This window comes from Kosakonia quasisacchari (genome assembly GCF_004331415.1).
Lineage (GTDB): Bacteria > Pseudomonadota > Gammaproteobacteria > Enterobacterales > Enterobacteriaceae > Kosakonia > Kosakonia quasisacchari.
In genome coordinates, this window is sequence record NZ_SJOP01000005.1 from 94,099 (window position 1) to 111,078 (window position 16,980).

17 protein-coding genes are annotated in these 16,980 nt (G+C 53.0%); 7 read left to right on the top strand and 10 right to left on the bottom strand.

Translation table 11 applies throughout. From position 1 onward, the window contains the following. Positions 1-10 precede the first annotated feature (10 nt). Both ampE and ampD read right to left on the bottom strand, forming a co-directional pair. Positions 11-865, bottom strand: a complete 855-nt coding sequence (gene ampE, locus E0L21_RS07150) for a beta-lactamase regulator AmpE (RefSeq protein WP_131408045.1) — start codon at positions 863-865, stop codon at positions 11-13. Continuing rightward, complete coding sequence (ampD, locus tag E0L21_RS07155) at positions 862-1,425, bottom strand: 1,6-anhydro-N-acetylmuramyl-L-alanine amidase AmpD (protein ID WP_131408047.1); 564 nt, start codon at positions 1,423-1,425, stop codon at positions 862-864. The genes ampE and ampD overlap by 4 nt, the downstream gene beginning before the upstream one ends. Before the next feature lie 129 nt (positions 1,426-1,554). On the opposite strand from ampD, the gene nadC reads away from it, so the two are divergent. The 4 genes from nadC to hofC all read left to right on the top strand — a co-directional run bounded on the left by nadC (position 1,555) and on the right by hofC (position 5,654). Then, positions 1,555-2,448, top strand: a complete 894-nt coding sequence (nadC, locus tag E0L21_RS07160; RefSeq protein WP_131408049.1) for a carboxylating nicotinate-nucleotide diphosphorylase — start codon at positions 1,555-1,557, stop codon at positions 2,446-2,448. A 175-nt stretch (positions 2,449-2,623) separates the two neighbouring features. After that, positions 2,624-3,058, top strand: coding sequence for a prepilin peptidase-dependent pilin (gene ppdD, locus E0L21_RS07165; protein WP_131408051.1), 435 nt, complete (start codon positions 2,624-2,626; stop codon positions 3,056-3,058). Positions 3,059-3,067: 9 nt separating this feature from the next. Beyond that, the gene (gene gspE / locus E0L21_RS07170) at positions 3,068-4,462 is read left to right on the top strand and encodes a type II secretion system protein GspE (protein ID WP_131408053.1); all 1,395 of its coding nucleotides are present in this window, start codon (positions 3,068-3,070) and stop codon (positions 4,460-4,462) included. Continuing rightward, positions 4,452-5,654, top strand: coding sequence for a protein transport protein HofC (gene hofC / locus E0L21_RS07175; RefSeq protein ID WP_131408055.1), 1,203 nt, complete (start codon positions 4,452-4,454; stop codon positions 5,652-5,654). The genes gspE and hofC overlap by 11 nt, the downstream gene beginning before the upstream one ends. Before the next feature lie 32 nt (positions 5,655-5,686). Here hofC and E0L21_RS07180 read toward each other — a convergent pair whose 3' ends face one another. Then, a complete protein-coding gene (locus tag E0L21_RS07180; protein WP_131408057.1) occupies positions 5,687-6,730 on the bottom strand; it encodes a GMP reductase in 1,044 nt (347 codons plus the stop codon). A 320-nt stretch (positions 6,731-7,050) separates the two neighbouring features. Between E0L21_RS07180 and coaE the strand changes: the two genes are divergently transcribed. Genes coaE through yacG form a run of 3 tightly spaced genes read left to right on the top strand, consistent with a single transcriptional unit; the run spans position 7,051 to position 8,620 of the window. Beyond that, the gene (gene coaE, locus E0L21_RS07185; RefSeq protein ID WP_131408059.1) at positions 7,051-7,671 is read left to right on the top strand and encodes a dephospho-CoA kinase; all 621 of its coding nucleotides are present in this window, start codon (positions 7,051-7,053) and stop codon (positions 7,669-7,671) included. After that, positions 7,671-8,414 carry a cell division protein ZapD gene (zapD, locus tag E0L21_RS07190; RefSeq protein WP_131408061.1) on the top strand — a complete coding sequence of 248 codons (744 nt, stop codon included), beginning with the start codon at positions 7,671-7,673 and terminating at the stop codon, positions 8,412-8,414. The genes coaE and zapD overlap by 1 nt, the downstream gene beginning before the upstream one ends. Before the next feature lie 11 nt (positions 8,415-8,425). Continuing rightward, positions 8,426-8,620: a DNA gyrase inhibitor YacG gene (gene yacG / locus E0L21_RS07195; RefSeq protein WP_131408063.1), complete on the top strand. Its 195-nt coding sequence runs from the start codon at positions 8,426-8,428 to the stop codon at positions 8,618-8,620. A gap of 27 nt (positions 8,621-8,647) precedes the next feature. Here the strand turns inward: yacG and mutT are convergent, their stop codons facing one another. The 7 genes from mutT to ftsQ all read right to left on the bottom strand — a co-directional run bounded on the left by mutT (position 8,648) and on the right by ftsQ (position 16,979). Continuing rightward, entirely contained in the window at positions 8,648-9,037 is a 390-nt protein-coding gene (gene mutT / locus E0L21_RS07200) for an 8-oxo-dGTP diphosphatase MutT (RefSeq protein ID WP_131408065.1), read from the bottom strand. Positions 9,038-9,096: 59 nt separating this feature from the next. Further along, entirely contained in the window at positions 9,097-11,802 is a 2,706-nt protein-coding gene (gene secA, locus E0L21_RS07205) for a preprotein translocase subunit SecA (protein ID WP_131408067.1), read from the bottom strand. Positions 11,803-11,864: 62 nt separating this feature from the next. Then, positions 11,865-12,371 (bottom strand): secA translation cis-regulator SecM, encoded by a 507-nt coding sequence (gene secM / locus E0L21_RS07210; RefSeq protein WP_165501887.1) that lies wholly within the window; start codon positions 12,369-12,371, stop codon positions 11,865-11,867. 278 nt (positions 12,372-12,649) lie between these two features. Further along, positions 12,650-13,567, bottom strand: coding sequence for a UDP-3-O-acyl-N-acetylglucosamine deacetylase (gene lpxC, locus E0L21_RS07215; RefSeq protein WP_131408071.1), 918 nt, complete (start codon positions 13,565-13,567; stop codon positions 12,650-12,652). Between the two features lie 100 nt (positions 13,568-13,667). Continuing rightward, positions 13,668-14,816 (bottom strand): cell division protein FtsZ, encoded by a 1,149-nt coding sequence (gene ftsZ / locus E0L21_RS07220; RefSeq protein WP_007373153.1) that lies wholly within the window; start codon positions 14,814-14,816, stop codon positions 13,668-13,670. A gap of 61 nt (positions 14,817-14,877) precedes the next feature. After that, positions 14,878-16,134: a cell division protein FtsA gene (ftsA, locus tag E0L21_RS07225; protein ID WP_017457932.1), complete on the bottom strand. Its 1,257-nt coding sequence runs from the start codon at positions 16,132-16,134 to the stop codon at positions 14,878-14,880. Next, positions 16,131-16,979: a cell division protein FtsQ gene (gene ftsQ, locus E0L21_RS07230; protein ID WP_131408073.1), complete on the bottom strand. Its 849-nt coding sequence runs from the start codon at positions 16,977-16,979 to the stop codon at positions 16,131-16,133. Before ftsQ ends, ftsA begins: the two co-directional genes overlap by 4 nt. Position 16,980: the final 1 nt, after the last annotated feature.

The window sequence follows — 16,980 nt, forward strand, 5'->3', positions numbered from 1 at the left end:
CGGCACGCGGTTAAATCAGCGTGCCGTAAATCGTCAACAACGCCACCACGACCACCAGTACCAGCGACGTTTTCTTCGCCATCGAGACAGCGGCTTTCGGCGTTTCGACTTTATCTGTATGCGGCTCGCGCGCCAGCGAGAACTGTGCGAGACGCGTCAGTACCTGGTACTGCGAGGTATGGCGATCGCCCAACGAAGCAAACCAGGCCGGCAGCGCTTTTTCGCCGTGCCCGACCAGCGCATACACCACACCCGCCAGGCGCACCGGCACCCAATCCAGCAGATGTAAAATCGCATCAATGCCCGACTGTTGACGCTCGGTTGGCGTTTTATAACGCGCCAGCCAGTATTGCCAGGCACGCAGTGACGCGTAACCCACCAGCAACACCGGCCCCCACGAAGCACCGACGATAAACCAGAACAGCGGTGCAAGGTAAAAACGGAAGTTGATCCACACCAGCGCGTTTTGCAACTCACGTAGAAACTCGCGCTCATCGCAACCTGGCGGTACGCCGTGAATCAACGTCAGCTCGTTCGCCATCGCCGTGTGGGCATGAGCATCGTTGCGCGCTGCTGCTTTCAGATAGGCGTGATAATGCAGCCGCACTTTACCCGCACCGATACACAACGCACCGAGTAAAATCCACACCACCAGCAACGGCACATTGAAAAACAGCCCATACAATGCACGCAAAATCAGGAAGGTGACCAGCATCGCCAGCGCGGTCATCAGCAACGTTCTGATCATAGAGTAGTGTTTTACCCGCCGGAACAGCACCTCCAGCCGATGATCCAGTTGCCAGTGTTCCCCCAGTTTAAACAGCCGTTCTGCTGCTAACACCAGCAACAGGGTGAATAACGTCATGGCATCTCCTTTTCTGACATACCGGCAACCAACGCACGAAATCTCGCCCAATCAAAAGCCGGCCCGGGATCGGTCTTGCGATCGGGGGCAATATCGCTATGCCCGGTCATATTGTCGGCAATCGACGGGTAAAGCTCAATCACCGTTCGTGTTACTGCCGCCAGTTGGCGGTATTGTGCATCGGTATAAGGCAGATGATCGGTGCCTTCAAGCTCGATACCAATGGAAAAGTCGTTACAGCGTTCCCGCCCATGATACGAAGAGACGCCCGCATGCCAGGCGCGTTTATCGAAAGGCACATACTGCACAATCTCGCCGTCGCGGCGAATCAGACAGTGCGCGGAAACACGCAGATGAACAATCTCTTCAAAGAAGGGATCGGCGCTGGCATCCAGCGTGCCGGTGAACAGCGCGTCTATCCATGGGCCGCCAAATTTGCCGGGGGGCAAGCTAATATTATGTACCACCAGCAATGAAGGCTGTTCATCGTCCGGGCGGCAATCAAAGTGGGGAGACGGCACATGCCGCGCCTCGACCAGCCAGCCCTTGCATAACTGCATAAGGAACTCCTTATAGAGGATGGTGCTGAAACACGCTTCAGAGTAGCATGTTTGCACTGTGTCCCGTAATGGCGTTGCCAGCAGGACATCACCTAACTTTGTGATTCGTTACCCTTTTTGGAGTTTATCATGCCGCCTCGCCGCTATAACCCCGATCACCGACGTGACGCGCTGCTCGAACGCATCGAGCTGGATATCCCCGCCGCAGTGGCTCAGGCGCTGCGTGAAGACCTGGGTGGAGAAGTCGATGCAAATAACGACATTACCGCGCAATTGTTACCGCCAGAGAACCGCTCTCATGCGGTGATTATTACCCGTGAAGATGGCGTATTCTGCGGCAAACGCTGGGTTGAAGAGGTCTTTATTCAACTGGCGGGCGATGATGTCGCTGTCACCTGGCATGTCGCGGATGGCGACGCGATTTACGCCGACCAACCGCTATTTGAGCTTGAAGGCCCCTCGCGCGCGTTGTTGACCGGCGAACGTACCGCGCTCAATTTTGTCCAGACACTTTCCGGTGTCGCCAGCGAAGTTCGCCGCTATGTGGAACTGCTCAACGGTACCAAAACACAACTGCTGGATACCCGCAAAACGTTGCCAGGGCTGCGCACCGCCCTAAAATATGCGGTGCTGTGCGGCGGCGGCGCGAACCATCGGCTTGGCCTTTCGGATGCATTTTTGATCAAAGAGAACCATATTATCGCTGCGGGTTCTGTACGTAAGGCGGTGGAGCAAGCCTTCTGGATGCATCCTGATGTGCCGGTCGAAATCGAGGTGGAATCGCTTTCTGAGCTGGATGACGCCCTGAAAGCCGGGGCGGACATCATCATGCTGGATAACTTCACCACCGAACAAATGCGTGAAGCCGTGAAGCGCACCAACGGCCAGGCGCGGCTGGAAGTTTCCGGCAACGTGACACAGGAAACCCTGCGCGAATTCGCCGAAACCGGTGTTGATTACATCTCTGTGGGGGCGCTTACCAAACATGTTCGCGCTCTCGACCTGTCAATGCGCTTTCGTTAGTCCTCACTTTTGAACGGGCCGCAGGCCCGTTTTTTTGCGTGTTAGCTCGCACCTTTTTTGTTCTGAACTGCAATTTCATCAACAACGCTGGAAGCCTCTTTCCCATCCTTTTTTTTACTCCTCGCCAGCCATTCCAGGGGCTGACAAAGTAGCGGCTCAAAACAAGGAGCCGTTTATGAACAGACAGCAAGGATTCACCTTAATTGAGCTGATGGTGGTTATCGGCATCATTGCGATTTTGAGCGCTATCGGTATTCCCGCCTATCAAAACTACCTGCGCAAAGCCGCGCTAACCGACATGCTGCAGGCCTATGTTCCCTATCGCACCGCAATAGAGCTATGCGCGCTTGAGCGTGGCGGTTTAGAAACCTGCGACGCCAGCAGTAATGGCATCCCCGCGCCCACAACCACGCGATATGTTTCGGCGATGAGCGTCGCAAAAGGCATCGTCACGCTGACCGGACAAGAAAGTCTGAATGGGCTTAGCGTGGTCATGACACCGCAGTGGAACAGTGCAGAGGGAATGCAGGGCTGGACGCGCACCTGCAATACACAAGCGGATAGCGCCTTGCAGCTGGCCTGCGAAGATGTGTTCCGTACTGGACGCTAAGGAGCGGCAATGAAAGAAGACAAACTTATCGCGCTCTGCCAGCGCCACAATGCGGTTGTGCTCAATAACGAAATCGATGTGCTCACGATTGCCGTCGTGGATAGCCCCAGCACGGAGTTGATGGAATCGCTGCAATTCGCTGTGCAAAAACGCATCGACATCCGCTGCTGGACACCTGAACAGATGGATAAGCACCAACAGGTAACCGCGCAGGCCGCAGTACCGGTAATACAAGAACCCAAAGAAGACAGTGGCTCGGCGGTAGAAATTTTAAACCATACGCTGCAACAAGCCCTTATGCTGCGCGCCTCCGACATCCATTTTGAACCCGGCGAAACCCAGTATGTCATTCGACTACGTGTCGATGGGGTGCTGCATGGCTTGTCTCCTCTACCCAGTAAGCTTGCCAGTACCCTGACGGCAAGGCTAAAAGTACTCGGCAATCTCGATATCGCCGAACGACGCCTCCCGCAAGATGGGCAGTTCAATGTCGAGTTGTCCGGGCAGTCCGTTTCGTTTCGTATCGCCACCCTGCCCTGCCGCCACGGCGAAAAAGTCGTTTTGCGGCTTTTGCACCAGGTTAACCAGGCACTGGAGATATCCACCCTTGGTATGACAGAAGCGCAAATGACGCTCTTTAATAACGCTCTGGCACAACCACAAGGGCTGTTACTGGTCACCGGGCCTACCGGCAGTGGTAAAACAGTGACGCTATATAGCGCCCTTCAGGCGCGTAACAAGCCGGAAGTAAACATCTGCAGCGTTGAAGATCCCGTGGAGATCCCGCTGAACGGTTTGAATCAGACGCAGATAAACCCGCGTTCCGGCTTGACCTTTCAAAGCGTGCTGCGTGCCTTACTGCGTCAGGATCCTGATATCATCATGGTCGGCGAAATACGCGATGGCGAAACGGCGGAAATCGCCATCAAAGCCGCACAAACTGGCCACCTGGTGCTGTCGACACTGCACACCAACTCAACCAGCGAAACGCTGGTGCGCATCCAGCAAATGGGGGTTGCCCGCTGGATGATCTCCTCCGCGCTATCGTTGGTTGTAGCGCAGCGGCTGGTGAGAAAGCTGTGCCCGCATTGCCGCAAGCTGGGGGTAGAAAACAATCACTTGCCGGGTAACTTGTGGCCGCGCCCGCTGCCTCGCTGGCGCGCCGAAGGTTGTGAACAGTGTTACCACGGCTTCTATGGACGCGTCGCGTTATTCGAAGTGCTCGCCATAACCCCGGATGTTCGGCAAGCCATCGCCAGCGGTCTCAGTGCAGATGAAATAGAACAGCGGGCACGCGCAGGTGGGATGACCACGCTTTTTCAGCATGGCTGCCTCGCCGTAGAACAAGGACTGACCACGTTCGAGGAGCTGGTACGTATATTGGGTTTTCCTGATGGCAAGTAAACAACTCTGGCAATGGTCCGGGCTTGAGAAAAGCGGCGAACTGCAAAGCGGTGTGTTCTGGAGCGAAAACCGCACCAGCACACTATTACTGTTGTACCAGCAGCAAATCCATCCGCTTGCAATAAAACGCTGCGTCATACGGCGTGCACTCTGGAAGCCGGAACACAGCAGCCAGTTACTTCACCAACTGGCAACCTTACTGCGGGCAGGGCTTACGTTACCGGAAGGGTTACAACTTCTGGCAGAACAGCACCCAGCAAAGCAATGGCGTGCATTGTTACACCATCTGGCGAAGGTGCTGGAGCAGGGTGAAACCTTCTCCGCTGCGCTGCGACAATGGCCAGAGGTGTTTCCCCCGCTTTGGCTGGCGATGATTCGCACCGGGGAATTAACCGGCAAGCTGGACGAGTGCTGCTTTAAACTTGCCAGCCAGCAAAAAGCGCAGCGAGAGCTGACACTGAAGGTGAAAAAAGCGCTGCGCTATCCGTTAATCATTCTTACGCTGACGGCTGCCGTGGTACTGGCGATGGTCTATCTGGTATTGCCGGAATTTACCGCCATTTACCGGACATTCAATACGCCGCTACCGATGCTAACGCGCGGTGTCATTGCGGGTGCTGCAATAATGCAGCAAGCGGCTCTGCCCTTAATGGTTTGCGCGTTATTAACAAGCAGTGTCTTACGAATGCTGCGCAACCATACAGGCTGGCAACGCCATCGGCAGCGGTTACTCCTGGCAAGCCCGATCATTGGCCCGCTGGTCCGTGGCCAGCGCCTGAGCCAGATATTTACCGTCCTGGCGCTGACGCAACGGGCGGGTATCGCGTTTTTGCAAGGGCTGGAGAGCGTACGGGAAACACTTTCCTGTCCTTACTGGCAGGCGGTGCTGCAACGAGCACATCAGGAAATTACTCAGGGCACGGCTATTTCGGCGGCGTTACAAGAGAGTGGTGAATTCCCGCCATTGTGCATTCAACTGGTTCGCACAGGAGAAGTGTCTGGCGCACTGGATAGCATGCTGGAGAATCTGGCACAGCATCATAGCGAGCAAACCCAGAGGCAGGCTGATGGTCTGGCCGCCGTGCTGGAACCGTTATTACTGGTGGTTACAGGGCTTATTATCGGGGTATTAGTAGTAGCAATGTACTTGCCCATCTTTCATCTGGGAGATGCGATGGGTGGCGGCGGATAACGCAGGCGCAACGCTGTGCGCCTGCAAACCCGTCAGAGGCTATTGAAAACGCGGTTTTCTTGCTCCTGAACACGGATAAAGGTAGTGCGTTTGGTCAGCTCTTTCAGGCGGGAGGCACCAACATAGGTACAGGCAGAACGTAAACCGCCGAGGATATCGCGAGCAGTATTTTCTACCGGGCCGCGCAGCGTTAGCTTCACGGTTTTGCCTTCTGCCGCGCGGTAGCCCGCAACACCGCCAACGTGGCGATTCATGGCGGATTCAGAACTCATGCCATAGAAAAGCATAAATTTTTCACCGTTTTCTTCAACGACAGTGCCGCCGCTCTCTTCATGGCCCGCCAGCATACCGCCGAGCATGACGAAATCCGCACCGCCGCCGAAAGCTTTCGCCACATCGCCAGGCACGGTACAACCGCCATCACTGACAATCTGACCACCGAGGCCGTGAGCCGCATCGGCACACTCGATCACCGCAGACAATTGAGGGTAACCAACGCCAGTTTTTACGCGCGTGGTACACACGGAACCCGGACCGATACCCACTTTCACGATGTCGGCACCGGAAAGAATGAGCTCCTCACACATTTCACCCGTTACGACGTTACCGGCACAGATAGTTTTATTCGGCCAGGTTTCACGCGCTTTCGCAACGAATTGCACGAAATGTTCTGAGTAACCGTTCGCCACATCGATGCAGACAAAATTCAGCGCCGGATGCAACGCGAGGATCTGTTTAGTTTTTTCGAAATCCGTATCAGATGTGCCAGTTGAAACCATCACATGGTGCAAAACATCGTCGGATTCACGCTGTACGAAGGCTTTCCAGTCTTCAACAGAGTAATGTTTGTGTACAGCAGTCAGAATATCGAATGACGCCAGCGCTTTCGCCATCGCAAACGTGCCAACAGTATCCATATTGGCGGCGATAACCGGCACGCCGGACCAGTTGATCCCGGAATGTTTAAATGTGAATTTGCGCTCCAGTTCGACATCGGAACGGCTTTTGAGGGTAGAACGTTTAGGGCGGATAAGAACGTCTTTGAAACCTAATTTCAGATCTTCTTCAATACGCATGAGTGCAGATTCCTGGGGTTAATGGCGAAATGACAAACTCACAACTCCAGTGACGCTATCATACGCGCTAATAAGGACCGCGCAAGACTGCGAAATTCTCTTTTTTTACGCTACAATCCTATAAATTTACCTGATGAACAGGTAAGTTTGGGTTAATTGATTTCATTGTCGCTTGCTTTAATCACAACTCACTGAATAATTTAATAATTATATTATCAGTTTTTCGTTTTTCTCTTATCAGAGACGGCAAAATACCGTTACGAAAGCAGGAAAAGAAGGCGCATAGTGATGAATGTCAGGCTATTTTAGGACAACGTGTTATGGGGTTTACAGTCGCGTTAACTGGCGGCATCGGCAGCGGTAAAAGCACCGTAGCAAATGCCTTTGCTGCATTGGGTGTTAATGTTGTCGACGCAGATATTATTGCACGTCAGGTTGTGGAACCCGGAACCGAAGCATTACACGCAATTGTCGAGCATTTCGGCGCTGACATACTTCTCAAGAACGGCTCACTGAATCGTCGTTTGTTGCGCGAACATATTTTTGCTTCTCCAGCCGATAAAGCATGGCTAAATGGTTTGCTCCATCCGCTTATTCAAAAACTGACCCAACGCCAGATTGCGCAAGCGACGTCACCTTATGTACTGTGGGTTGTTCCGTTGCTGGTGGAAAACCAGCTTAATGATAGAGCCGATCGCGTTTTAGTCATCGACGTCTCGGTTGAGACTCAGATTTCACGCACCATGCAGCGTGATGGCGTCAGCCGTGAACATGCAGAAAAAATTCTCGCAGCCCAGGCCTCGCGTGAAGCGCGACTTGCCATCGCGGATGATGTTATTGACAATAATGGCGCACCAGATGCGATAGTATCGGATGTTGCCCGCCTGCATGCAGCCTATCTGTATTATGCTTCGCAGGCCGTATCACAGGAAAAACCGTAATGCACACCCACATCCTTTTTGAACATCCGCTTAACGAAAAGATGCGTACCTGGCTGCGCGTTGAGTTTTTACTGCAACAACTTTCGGTCCATTTACCGTTAAGCGATCACGCTGACGCACTGCACTTTTTCCGCAATGTAGGTGAATTGCTGGATGTATTTGAGCGGGGCGATACCCGCACTGAATTGCTGAAAGAACTGGAACGCCAGCAACGTAAACTGCGAGCCTGGAGCGAAGTGCCTGGCGTTGATCTCAACCGTATTGACGCTATCCGCCAGCAGTTGAAAGAGAGCGGAGCTGTGCTGATGACCGCGCCACGTATTGGTCAGTTATTACGTGAAGATCGCCTGATTGCACTGGTGCGCCAGCGTCTGAGCATCCCCGGCGGATGTTGTAGTTTCGATTTACCCACGTTGCATATGTGGCTGCACTTACCGCAAGAACAACGCAACGCACAAATCGAATTATGGATGGCAAGTCTTGAGCCGCTGCGCGCAACGCTATCGCTAATCCTTGATCTTATTCGTAATGCCGCACCATTTCGTCGCCAGACCAGCCTGAATGGTTTTTACCAGGATAATGGCGAAGATGCCGACCTGTTGCGCCTGCAATTGCCTTTGAAAGAACGTTTATATCCACAAATTTCCGGCCATAAGAGCCGCTTTGCTATTCGTTTTATGCCCTTCGACAGCGAAAACGGCCTGGTACCAGAGCGGCTGGATTTTGAACTGGCCTGCTGTTAAGGAGTTCCGTAATGACTGAAGCTACAATAGTTAACTGCCCAACCTGCGGCAAATCTGTGGTCTGGGGTGAAGAAAGCCCATTTCGTCCCTTCTGCTCCAAACGCTGCCAACTTATTGACTTAGGCGAATGGGCAGCAGAAGAGAAGCGTATTGCGAGTTCAGGCGATCTCTCCGACAGCGATGAATGGAGTGAAGAACAGCAGTAATCGCTGACGAACCTGCTGGCGCATTGCTTAGCGCTGCGCCAGCCTGGTAATAACGGGTTCATTGGCTGGCGGGAAATCTTCCGCATTCAACTGATCCTGCGCTATCCACTCCCCCGGCTGCCCTTCTTTACCCCACGGCTGCCCTTCCCAGCGCTCTACCAGCCAGAACCACAAAGTGATATGGCGATCCGGGAACTGATATTCCAGCTTATCAAACAGTACCGCTTCAACTGGCGTTATACCCACTTCTTCCTGTAATTCGCGGCTCATCGCTTGCTCCGGCGTTTCACCGGCTTCAATCTTTCCGCCAGGGAACTCCAGCTTGTTTGCCATATGCGCATCGGCGGCTCGTCGGGTAATAAATATTTCACCTTGTGGATTACGGATGATCCCTACGGCGATGTTGAGTATTTTCATTATGCAGGTTCCATAAAAAAGGCGCAGATATCTGCGCCTTATTAATTAGTATCAATAAGTTATGCCAGACGACCATGGCACTGTTTGTATTTTTTACCGGAACCACAAGGGCATGGATCGTTGCGCCCTACTTTGCGTTCGCCCGTTTGCGCTGCAAGTTCTGCCGCAGCGGCGGATTCGTCATCCTGGTGGCTCAGTTGCTGCATCTGCGCCAGACGTTCAGCTTCCTGACGGCGCTGCTGCTCCATCTCTTCCACTTCTTCCGGCATACGAACCTGTACTTTACTCAAAGTACTGATGACTTCGTATTTCAGCGACTCCAGCATCGCAGCGAACATGGCGAAAGATTCACGCTTATATTCCTGCTTCGGATCTTTTTGCGCATAACCACGCAGGTGAATGCCCTGACGCAGATAATCCATCGCCGCCAGGTGTTCTTTCCACAAGGAATCAAGCGTTTGCAGCATTACGCCTTTTTCGAAGTGACGCATCATCTCTGCGCCAACAACTTCCTCTTTGCGCTGATAGGTTTCCACCGCGCTTTGCAGGATTCGTTCACGCAGCGTTTCCTCATGCAGATCCGGCTCTTTATCCAGCCATTCAGCGATCGGCAGGTCGAGGTCAAAGTCGTTTTTCAGACGTTCCTGCAGACCCGGAATATCCCACATTTCTTCCAGCGACTGCGGCGGAATATGGCCATCAATAGTCGCTTTAAAGACATCTTCACGGATGCTGTTAATCGTTTCGCTGACATCAGACACATCCAGCAATTCGTTACGCTGAGTGTAAATCGCGCGGCGCTGATCATTGGCCACATCATCGTATTCCAGCAGTTGCTTACGAATATCAAAGTTGCGGCTTTCTACTTTACGCTGGGCGTTGGCAATGGCTTTGGTGACCCATGGGTGTTCAATCGCTTCGCCCGGTTTCATACCCAACTTACGCATCATGCCGGAAACACGGTCGGAGGCGAAAATACGCATCAGCGCATCTTCCATGGAGAGGTAGAAACGGGAAGAACCCGCATCACCCTGACGACCGGAACGACCACGTAACTGGTTATCGATGCGGCGTGATTCATGACGCTCCGTACCGATAATGTGCAGGCCGCCTGCCGCCAGCACCGCGTCGTGACGCACCTGCCAATCGGCTTTCACTTTAGCGATTTGCTCAGCAGTTGGCTCTTCGATCTCTGCCAGTTCAGCCTGCCAGCTACCGCCCAGCACGATATCCGTACCACGACCCGCCATGTTGGTCGCAATGGTCACCGCGCCGGTGTAACCCGCTTGTGCCACGATATCGGCTTCTTTGGCGTGGAATTTGGCGTTCAGAACGTTATGCTTGATGCCCGCTTTTGTCAGTTCGTTGGACACAACTTCCGATTTTTCGATGGAAATAGTCCCCACCAGCACCGGCTGGCCTTTTGCCGTACGCTCTTTGATATCTTCGATAATCGCCTGGATTTTTTCCGCTTCGGTCATATAGACCAAATCCGCCATATCTTTACGGATCATCGGGCGGTTAGTCGGAACAACAACAGTATCGAGTTTGTAAATTGAACTGAATTCGAACGCTTCGGTATCTGCGGTACCGGTCATCCCGGCGAGTTTTTCATACAGACGGAAATAGTTCTGGAAGGTAATGGAGGCCAGCGTCTGGTTTTCATTCTGGATTTCCACGCCTTCTTTCGCTTCAACAGCCTGGTGCAGACCATCGGACCAACGACGCCCCTGCATGGTACGCCCGGTGTGTTCGTCAACGATGATGACTTCGCCATCTTTCACGATGTAGTCGACATCGCGGGTAAACAGCACATGCGCACGCAGAGCAGCTGTGACGTGGTGCATCAGCATGATGTTCGCCGGAGAGTAGAGCGACTCGCCCTCTTCCATGATGCCTTCTTTCACCAGAAGTTCTTCAATCAGCACCAAACCGCGCTCGGTCAGCGTTACCTGACGCGCTTTCTCATCTACGGAGAAGTGGCCTTCGCCCTGGAAAGTGTCGGAATCTTCTTTCTCCTGACGAATCAGATGCGGAATGATTTTATTCACTTTTTTGTACAGATCAGAGCTGTCTTCCGCCGGGCCAGAGATGATCAGCGGGGTACGCGCTTCATCGATCAGAATAGAGTCGACCTCATCCACCAGCGCGTAGTGCAGTTTACGTTGCACGCGTTCTTCAGGGCTGAATGCCATGTTATCGCGCAGGTAATCGAAGCCGTATTCGTTGTTTGTACCGTAAGTAATGTCAGCGGCATAGGCTTCGCGCTTAGCGACAGAAGGCATGCCTGGCAGGTTGATGCCAACACTCAGACCGAGGAATTCAAACAGGGGACGGTTGTTTTCGGCGTCACGTTGCGCCAGATAGTCGTTCACCGTTACAACGTGCACCCCTTTACCGCTCAGGGCGTTCAGATACGCCGGCAATGTTGCGGTTAACGTTTTACCTTCACCGGTACGCATCTCTGCGATACAGCGATCGTTCAGAACCATACCGCCCAGCAGCTGCACGTCGAAATGACGCATGCCGAACACGCGTTTACTCGCTTCTCGCACGACGGCGAATGCTTCTGGCAACAGGCTATCTACGCTTTCGCCTTTTTCCAGACGCGCGCGAAACTCAGCAGTTTTACCTTTCAGTTCGTCATCACTGAGTTGCTCCATGGCCGGTTCCATGGCGTTAATCTGGGTAACAGTTTTACGCATGCGACGCAGCGTACGATCGTTACGACTACCGAATACTTTAGTTAACAAGTTGGTAAGCATAATAAAAATCTCAAGCGCCCCGTTTTTACGGAGCTAAAAAATGGATAAAAAGGATCGTTTTTTTAGCTGAGACGCTGAGGCCCGGCGCGGATACCTTGTACCTGGCTTATCCAGGTGGAAACGCGAAACGCGGTATACGGTACGAAGGAGGTTTGGACAGCAAGACGAACAATCGCTGGCGGCTTGCTTTCCAGCGTCAGTAGCGCGCTGAGCGTGTCCAGCAAAGCAAGATGATGCGCCTGAATCGGCAGCGGCTCTTCCGTTGCCACCGGCAGCGCTTGCGGTGCCATAGCGAACGAAAGGTGACGAATAACAGTGCGAATGGCATGTTGGTGCCAATAGTCGACGGTGAAGTTCGGACGGCGTTTGGCTTCCAGCAAGGCAAAACTGCTGAAATCGACCGCGCTGGCGTTATCATGATTGCGGGTCGTTTCGCGTACAGGCTGAGCCGTTTCTGTATTGCTGACAAGCGCAGGTAAACCAAAACTCGCCGCGACCATCCCTAATAAGAGATGCGGCCAGAAATAGCGTCTGCCAAATTGTCGCCAGCGCGTCAGTATTCCGCTCACTTGCTCCACCCTAAAATAACGCCTGTCTCAAAATGCGTCAGTATATGTCGTTTTGCGCCCCAAATCTTACCACTAAACCTACCACGCCACAGCAGTATTAGGGCGTTGCCAGGCAGAAAACTGGGCAGGAAAGCAGCAGTCGCGCTAAAAAAGCAAGATGATGGGTTTTGGATTAAATCCGTGCACCGGCGTTTTGGATGAAATGCACAAATAAAAACGACTGGTTTCCCTGACCGGAGAGAGTGCCAGGTTAACCAGTCGATTTTGAAGTTATGGCGTTACGCCAGAACTATTGACGGGGCTTTGAATGCCAGTGGCAGTTCTGCTTCGTCTTCGAAAGACACATATTCCCAAGCTTCCTGTTTCGCCAGAACAGCCTGCAACAGTTTATTATTCAATGCATGACCGGATTTATAAGCGGTAAATGCACCAATAATATTGTGACCACACATGAACAGATCGCCAATTGCATCCAGCATTTTGTGACGAACAAATTCATCTTCGAAACGCAGGCCGTCTTCGTTCAGTACGCGATAATCATCAACTACGATGGCACAATCGAAGCTACCGCCCAGGCACAGTCCGCGAGACTGGAGGTATTCGATATCACGCATGAAACCGAAAGTACGCGCACGACTAATCTGGCGCATAAATGCATCGGCAGAGAAGTTCATCGCGTAACGTTGCGTACTGGCATCAATGGCCGGGTGGTTAAAGTCGATGGTGAAGTCGAGTGTAAAACCGTTATGCGGTTTGAACTCAGCCCACTTGTCACCGTCTTCAACGCGCACCGTTTCTTTGATGCGAACAAATTTTTTGGCGCTGTTCAGCTCTTCAAGCCCTGCATCAAGCAGCAGGTAGACGAATGGTGCAGCACTGCCATCCATAATCGGAATTTCCGGCGCATCGACTTCAACAATAATGTTGTCGATGCCTAAACCCGCGAGAGCAGCATTTAAGTGCTCTACGGTTGAAATCCGCACGTCATGCTCGTTGACCAGACAAGTACAGAGCATTGTATCACGCACAGATTTAGCATCAGCCGGGAAGTCTACCGGTGGATTTAAGTCAGTGCGACGATAGATGACCCCGGTATTTGCCGGCGCAGGGCGCAACGTCAGCGTGACTTTCTTGCCGGTATGTAAACCGACACCAGTCGCCTGAACGATACGTTTAAGTGTCCTTTGTTTGATCATCGTATAATCTCGCCTAATTACCAATCCATCCAAATTGTATAACACAATTGGACGGCCAGTTTAGCACAAAGAGCGACGAAGCCCAACTTCCAGCAAATTCTTAATCTGCTTGCTTACGCAAAAACGCTGGAATATCCAGATAATCAGGCTCTTTCGTGGTCTGCGGCGTATTGTCGTTAACCACTTTCGCTGGTTTCTGCTCCTGCTGCATCGGCTGCATGCCGTGCTGCTGATAGCGATCCATTACCGGCTGCTGCGCTTGTTTATTGGTGACCAGGGTAATTTCCGGACGCTTGTCCATACCGATACCGGTCGCAACAACAGTAACACGCAGTTCGTCGTTCATATCCGGATCAAGGGAAGTACCGATAACCACGGTTGCGTTATCCGATGCAAACGCACGGATAGTGTTCCCTACAGTCTCGAACTCATCCAGACGTAGGTCGAAGCCCGCCGTGATGTTAACCAGCACGCCACGCGCACCAGACAGATCGATATCTTCCAGCAGCGGACTGGAAATCGCCATTTCGGCCGCTTCTTCCGCGCGATCTTCGCCGCTGGCAACGCCAGAACCCATCATCGCGTAGCCCATTTCGGACATCACGGTGCGCACGTCAGCAAAGTCGACGTTCATCAGGCCCGGACGAGTAATCAGCTCGGCAATACCCTGCACTGCGCCTTTCAGCACATCGTTCGCTGCGCCAAATGCATCCAGCAACGAAATACCACGGCCCAGTACTTTCAGCAATTTGTCGTTAGGGATGGTGATCAGCGAGTCCACATGCTTGGACAGCTCAGTGATCCCCTGCTCCGCAAATGCCATACGCTTCTTGCCTTCAAAATTGAAAGGCTTCGTCACGACAGCAACGGTCAGAATACCTAAATCTTTTGCCACTTCAGCCACTACAGGTGCCGCACCGGTACCGGTACCGCCGCCCATTCCCGCTGCGATAAAGACCATGTCAGCACCTTCCAGCGCAGCGCGCAGTGCTTCACGATCCTCTTCCGCCGCGTTACGGCCAACTTCAGGGTTTGCTCCAGCGCCCAGACCTTTGGTGATACCACCGCCGATCTGAATGGTTTGCCCCACCGCTGTTTTACGCAACGCCTGCGCGTCGGTATTCACCGCGAAGAACTCAACCCCTTCAATGCGCTCGCGCACCATATGCTCTACGGCGTTACCGCCGCCGCCACCGACGCCGATGACTTTAATCACCGCGTCGTTGGTTAATTCCATCGGTTCAAACATAATCTCTCTCCGTTGTGCCTGTCGCCTGAAACCGTTAATTCTCTACGGTCTCTGAAAAAAATTAAAACTCTTTTCGCAGCCAGCTGTTGATTCGTTTGAACCACGAACCCACTGACACGCGTTTTTCAACTTCTGCTTCACCACTTAAATGGGTCTCTTTCCCGTAGTGCAGCAGCCCCACAGCCGTTGAATAGTACGGCTCCTGGGCGTAATCCGTTAAACCAGTAATATTGAGCGGCGCACCAATACGCACTTGCGTATGGAACACGCGTTGCGCGCAGGCCGCCAGGCCTTCCATTTGCGCCGCGCCACCGGTCAACACAATCCCCGCCGCCAGATGATGTTTCACACCCTGTTGGCGAAGCTGTTCTTGTAACTGCAAAATTTCGTCGTTCACCAGGTTGAGCAGCTCGGTGTAGCGCGGTTCTATTACATCAGCTAGCGTCTGGCGCTGCAGACTACGTGGCGGACGGCCGCCGACACTCGGCACCTCAACGCTTTCGTCTTTGCCAACCAGCGAACCCAGCGCACAACCATGGCGAACTTTAATCGCCTCAGCATCGCTCGGCGGTGTACCAAAGGCATACGCAATGTCGCTGGTTACCACGTTCCCCGCATAAGGGATAACTTTGGTATGACGCAGCGCTCCGCCGGTATACACCGCCATATCCATTGTACCACCGCCGATGTCGACAACGCAGACACCCAGCTCACGTTCATCTTCTGTCAGCACGGAGTAGCTGGATGCCAATCCGGCAAAAATAAGTTGGTCAACTTTCAAACCACATCGTTCAACAGCTTTAACGATGTTTTTCGCCATGTCGTTATGGCAAGTAATCAAATGCACTTTCGCCTGCATGCGTACGCCGGACAGACCTACCGGGTTTTTGATCCCCTCCTGGTAGTCGATAGCGTACTCCTGCGGAATTACATGTAAAACGCGGTGTTCATCGCGCACACGTACTGATTTAGCCGTATGCACCACGTTTTCCACATCTTCCTGCGTAACCTCTTCTTCCGAAATCGGCACCATACCAATTTCGTTCTGGCAGCTAATATGTTTCCCCGAGAGCGCAAGGTAGACCGATGAAATCTGGCAATCGGCCATTAATTCAGCCTGATCGATAGCGCGCTGTACGCATTTCACCACCGACTCCAGATCGTTCACTCCGCCTTTATCCATCCCACGAGACGGACAACTGCCTACGCCAATGATATTCACAATACCGTCGGGCAGAACTTCCCCTACTAAAGCGGCGACCTTCGCGGTGCCAATCTCCAGTCCTACTACCAGTTTTCTGTCCGTCGCCTTGATCATTGTTGCTCTGCCTGTGCCTGATTCTGTTGTGCCTGATTTTGCTGTTGATTCGGTTCCTGAACAGGGGCCGCTTTCCAGCCTACGGCCGCACCTGAGTCATAGCGTAAATCCACGTAGCTAATCTCTTTGCCATCCGTTTGCGCCTGCTGCTGGAGAACGGGGTAGAGTTCTACAAAGCGCGCCAGACGTTTCATCGTATCGCCACGGCCCAGATTAAGCTTGATGTCATTGCTGAGCGTTACTTGCCACGAACGCCGCGCGGTCATCGCCGCCTCTTTTAACGTGAACTTATCCTTTGCCAGCACTTGCCCCATGTCGCGGTAGCCCTGCAATACTTCGCTTTCGCTCCCTTCAGGGCCGTACAGCATAGGTAAAACCTGTTTACTGGTTCGTTCGGCCGGCACGCTAAACGCATTGCCGTCGGCATCGACCATATGCTGATCATTCCACCGCGCAATGGGCACATATTCAACCAGATGAATCTTCAATTCGTCTGGCCACTGTTTTCTGACGCTTGCCTGCTTGATCCAGGGCAGACGTTCTATCTGGCTCTGAATGATGTTAACGTCCTGCGTCATAAACGTGCCGGGCGCGCCCAACGCCAAAATAGACTGGCGAATATCATCGTTGCGGGTGTAATGACGATCGCCTGTCAACACCAGCTTTGATAACGGCAAACGCTGCGCATCGTCCATCCAGCCCAGTACCACCCAGCCACTCACCAACACAGTGCACAGCACCGTCAGCAGGAATACGATGCCTGCAAGACGCGTTCCATTGTTGCGGCGGGAGATTTTTACAGCCTCCGCTTCGCGGTTTCGCGTGTTCAGCGCAGCCTGTGACATA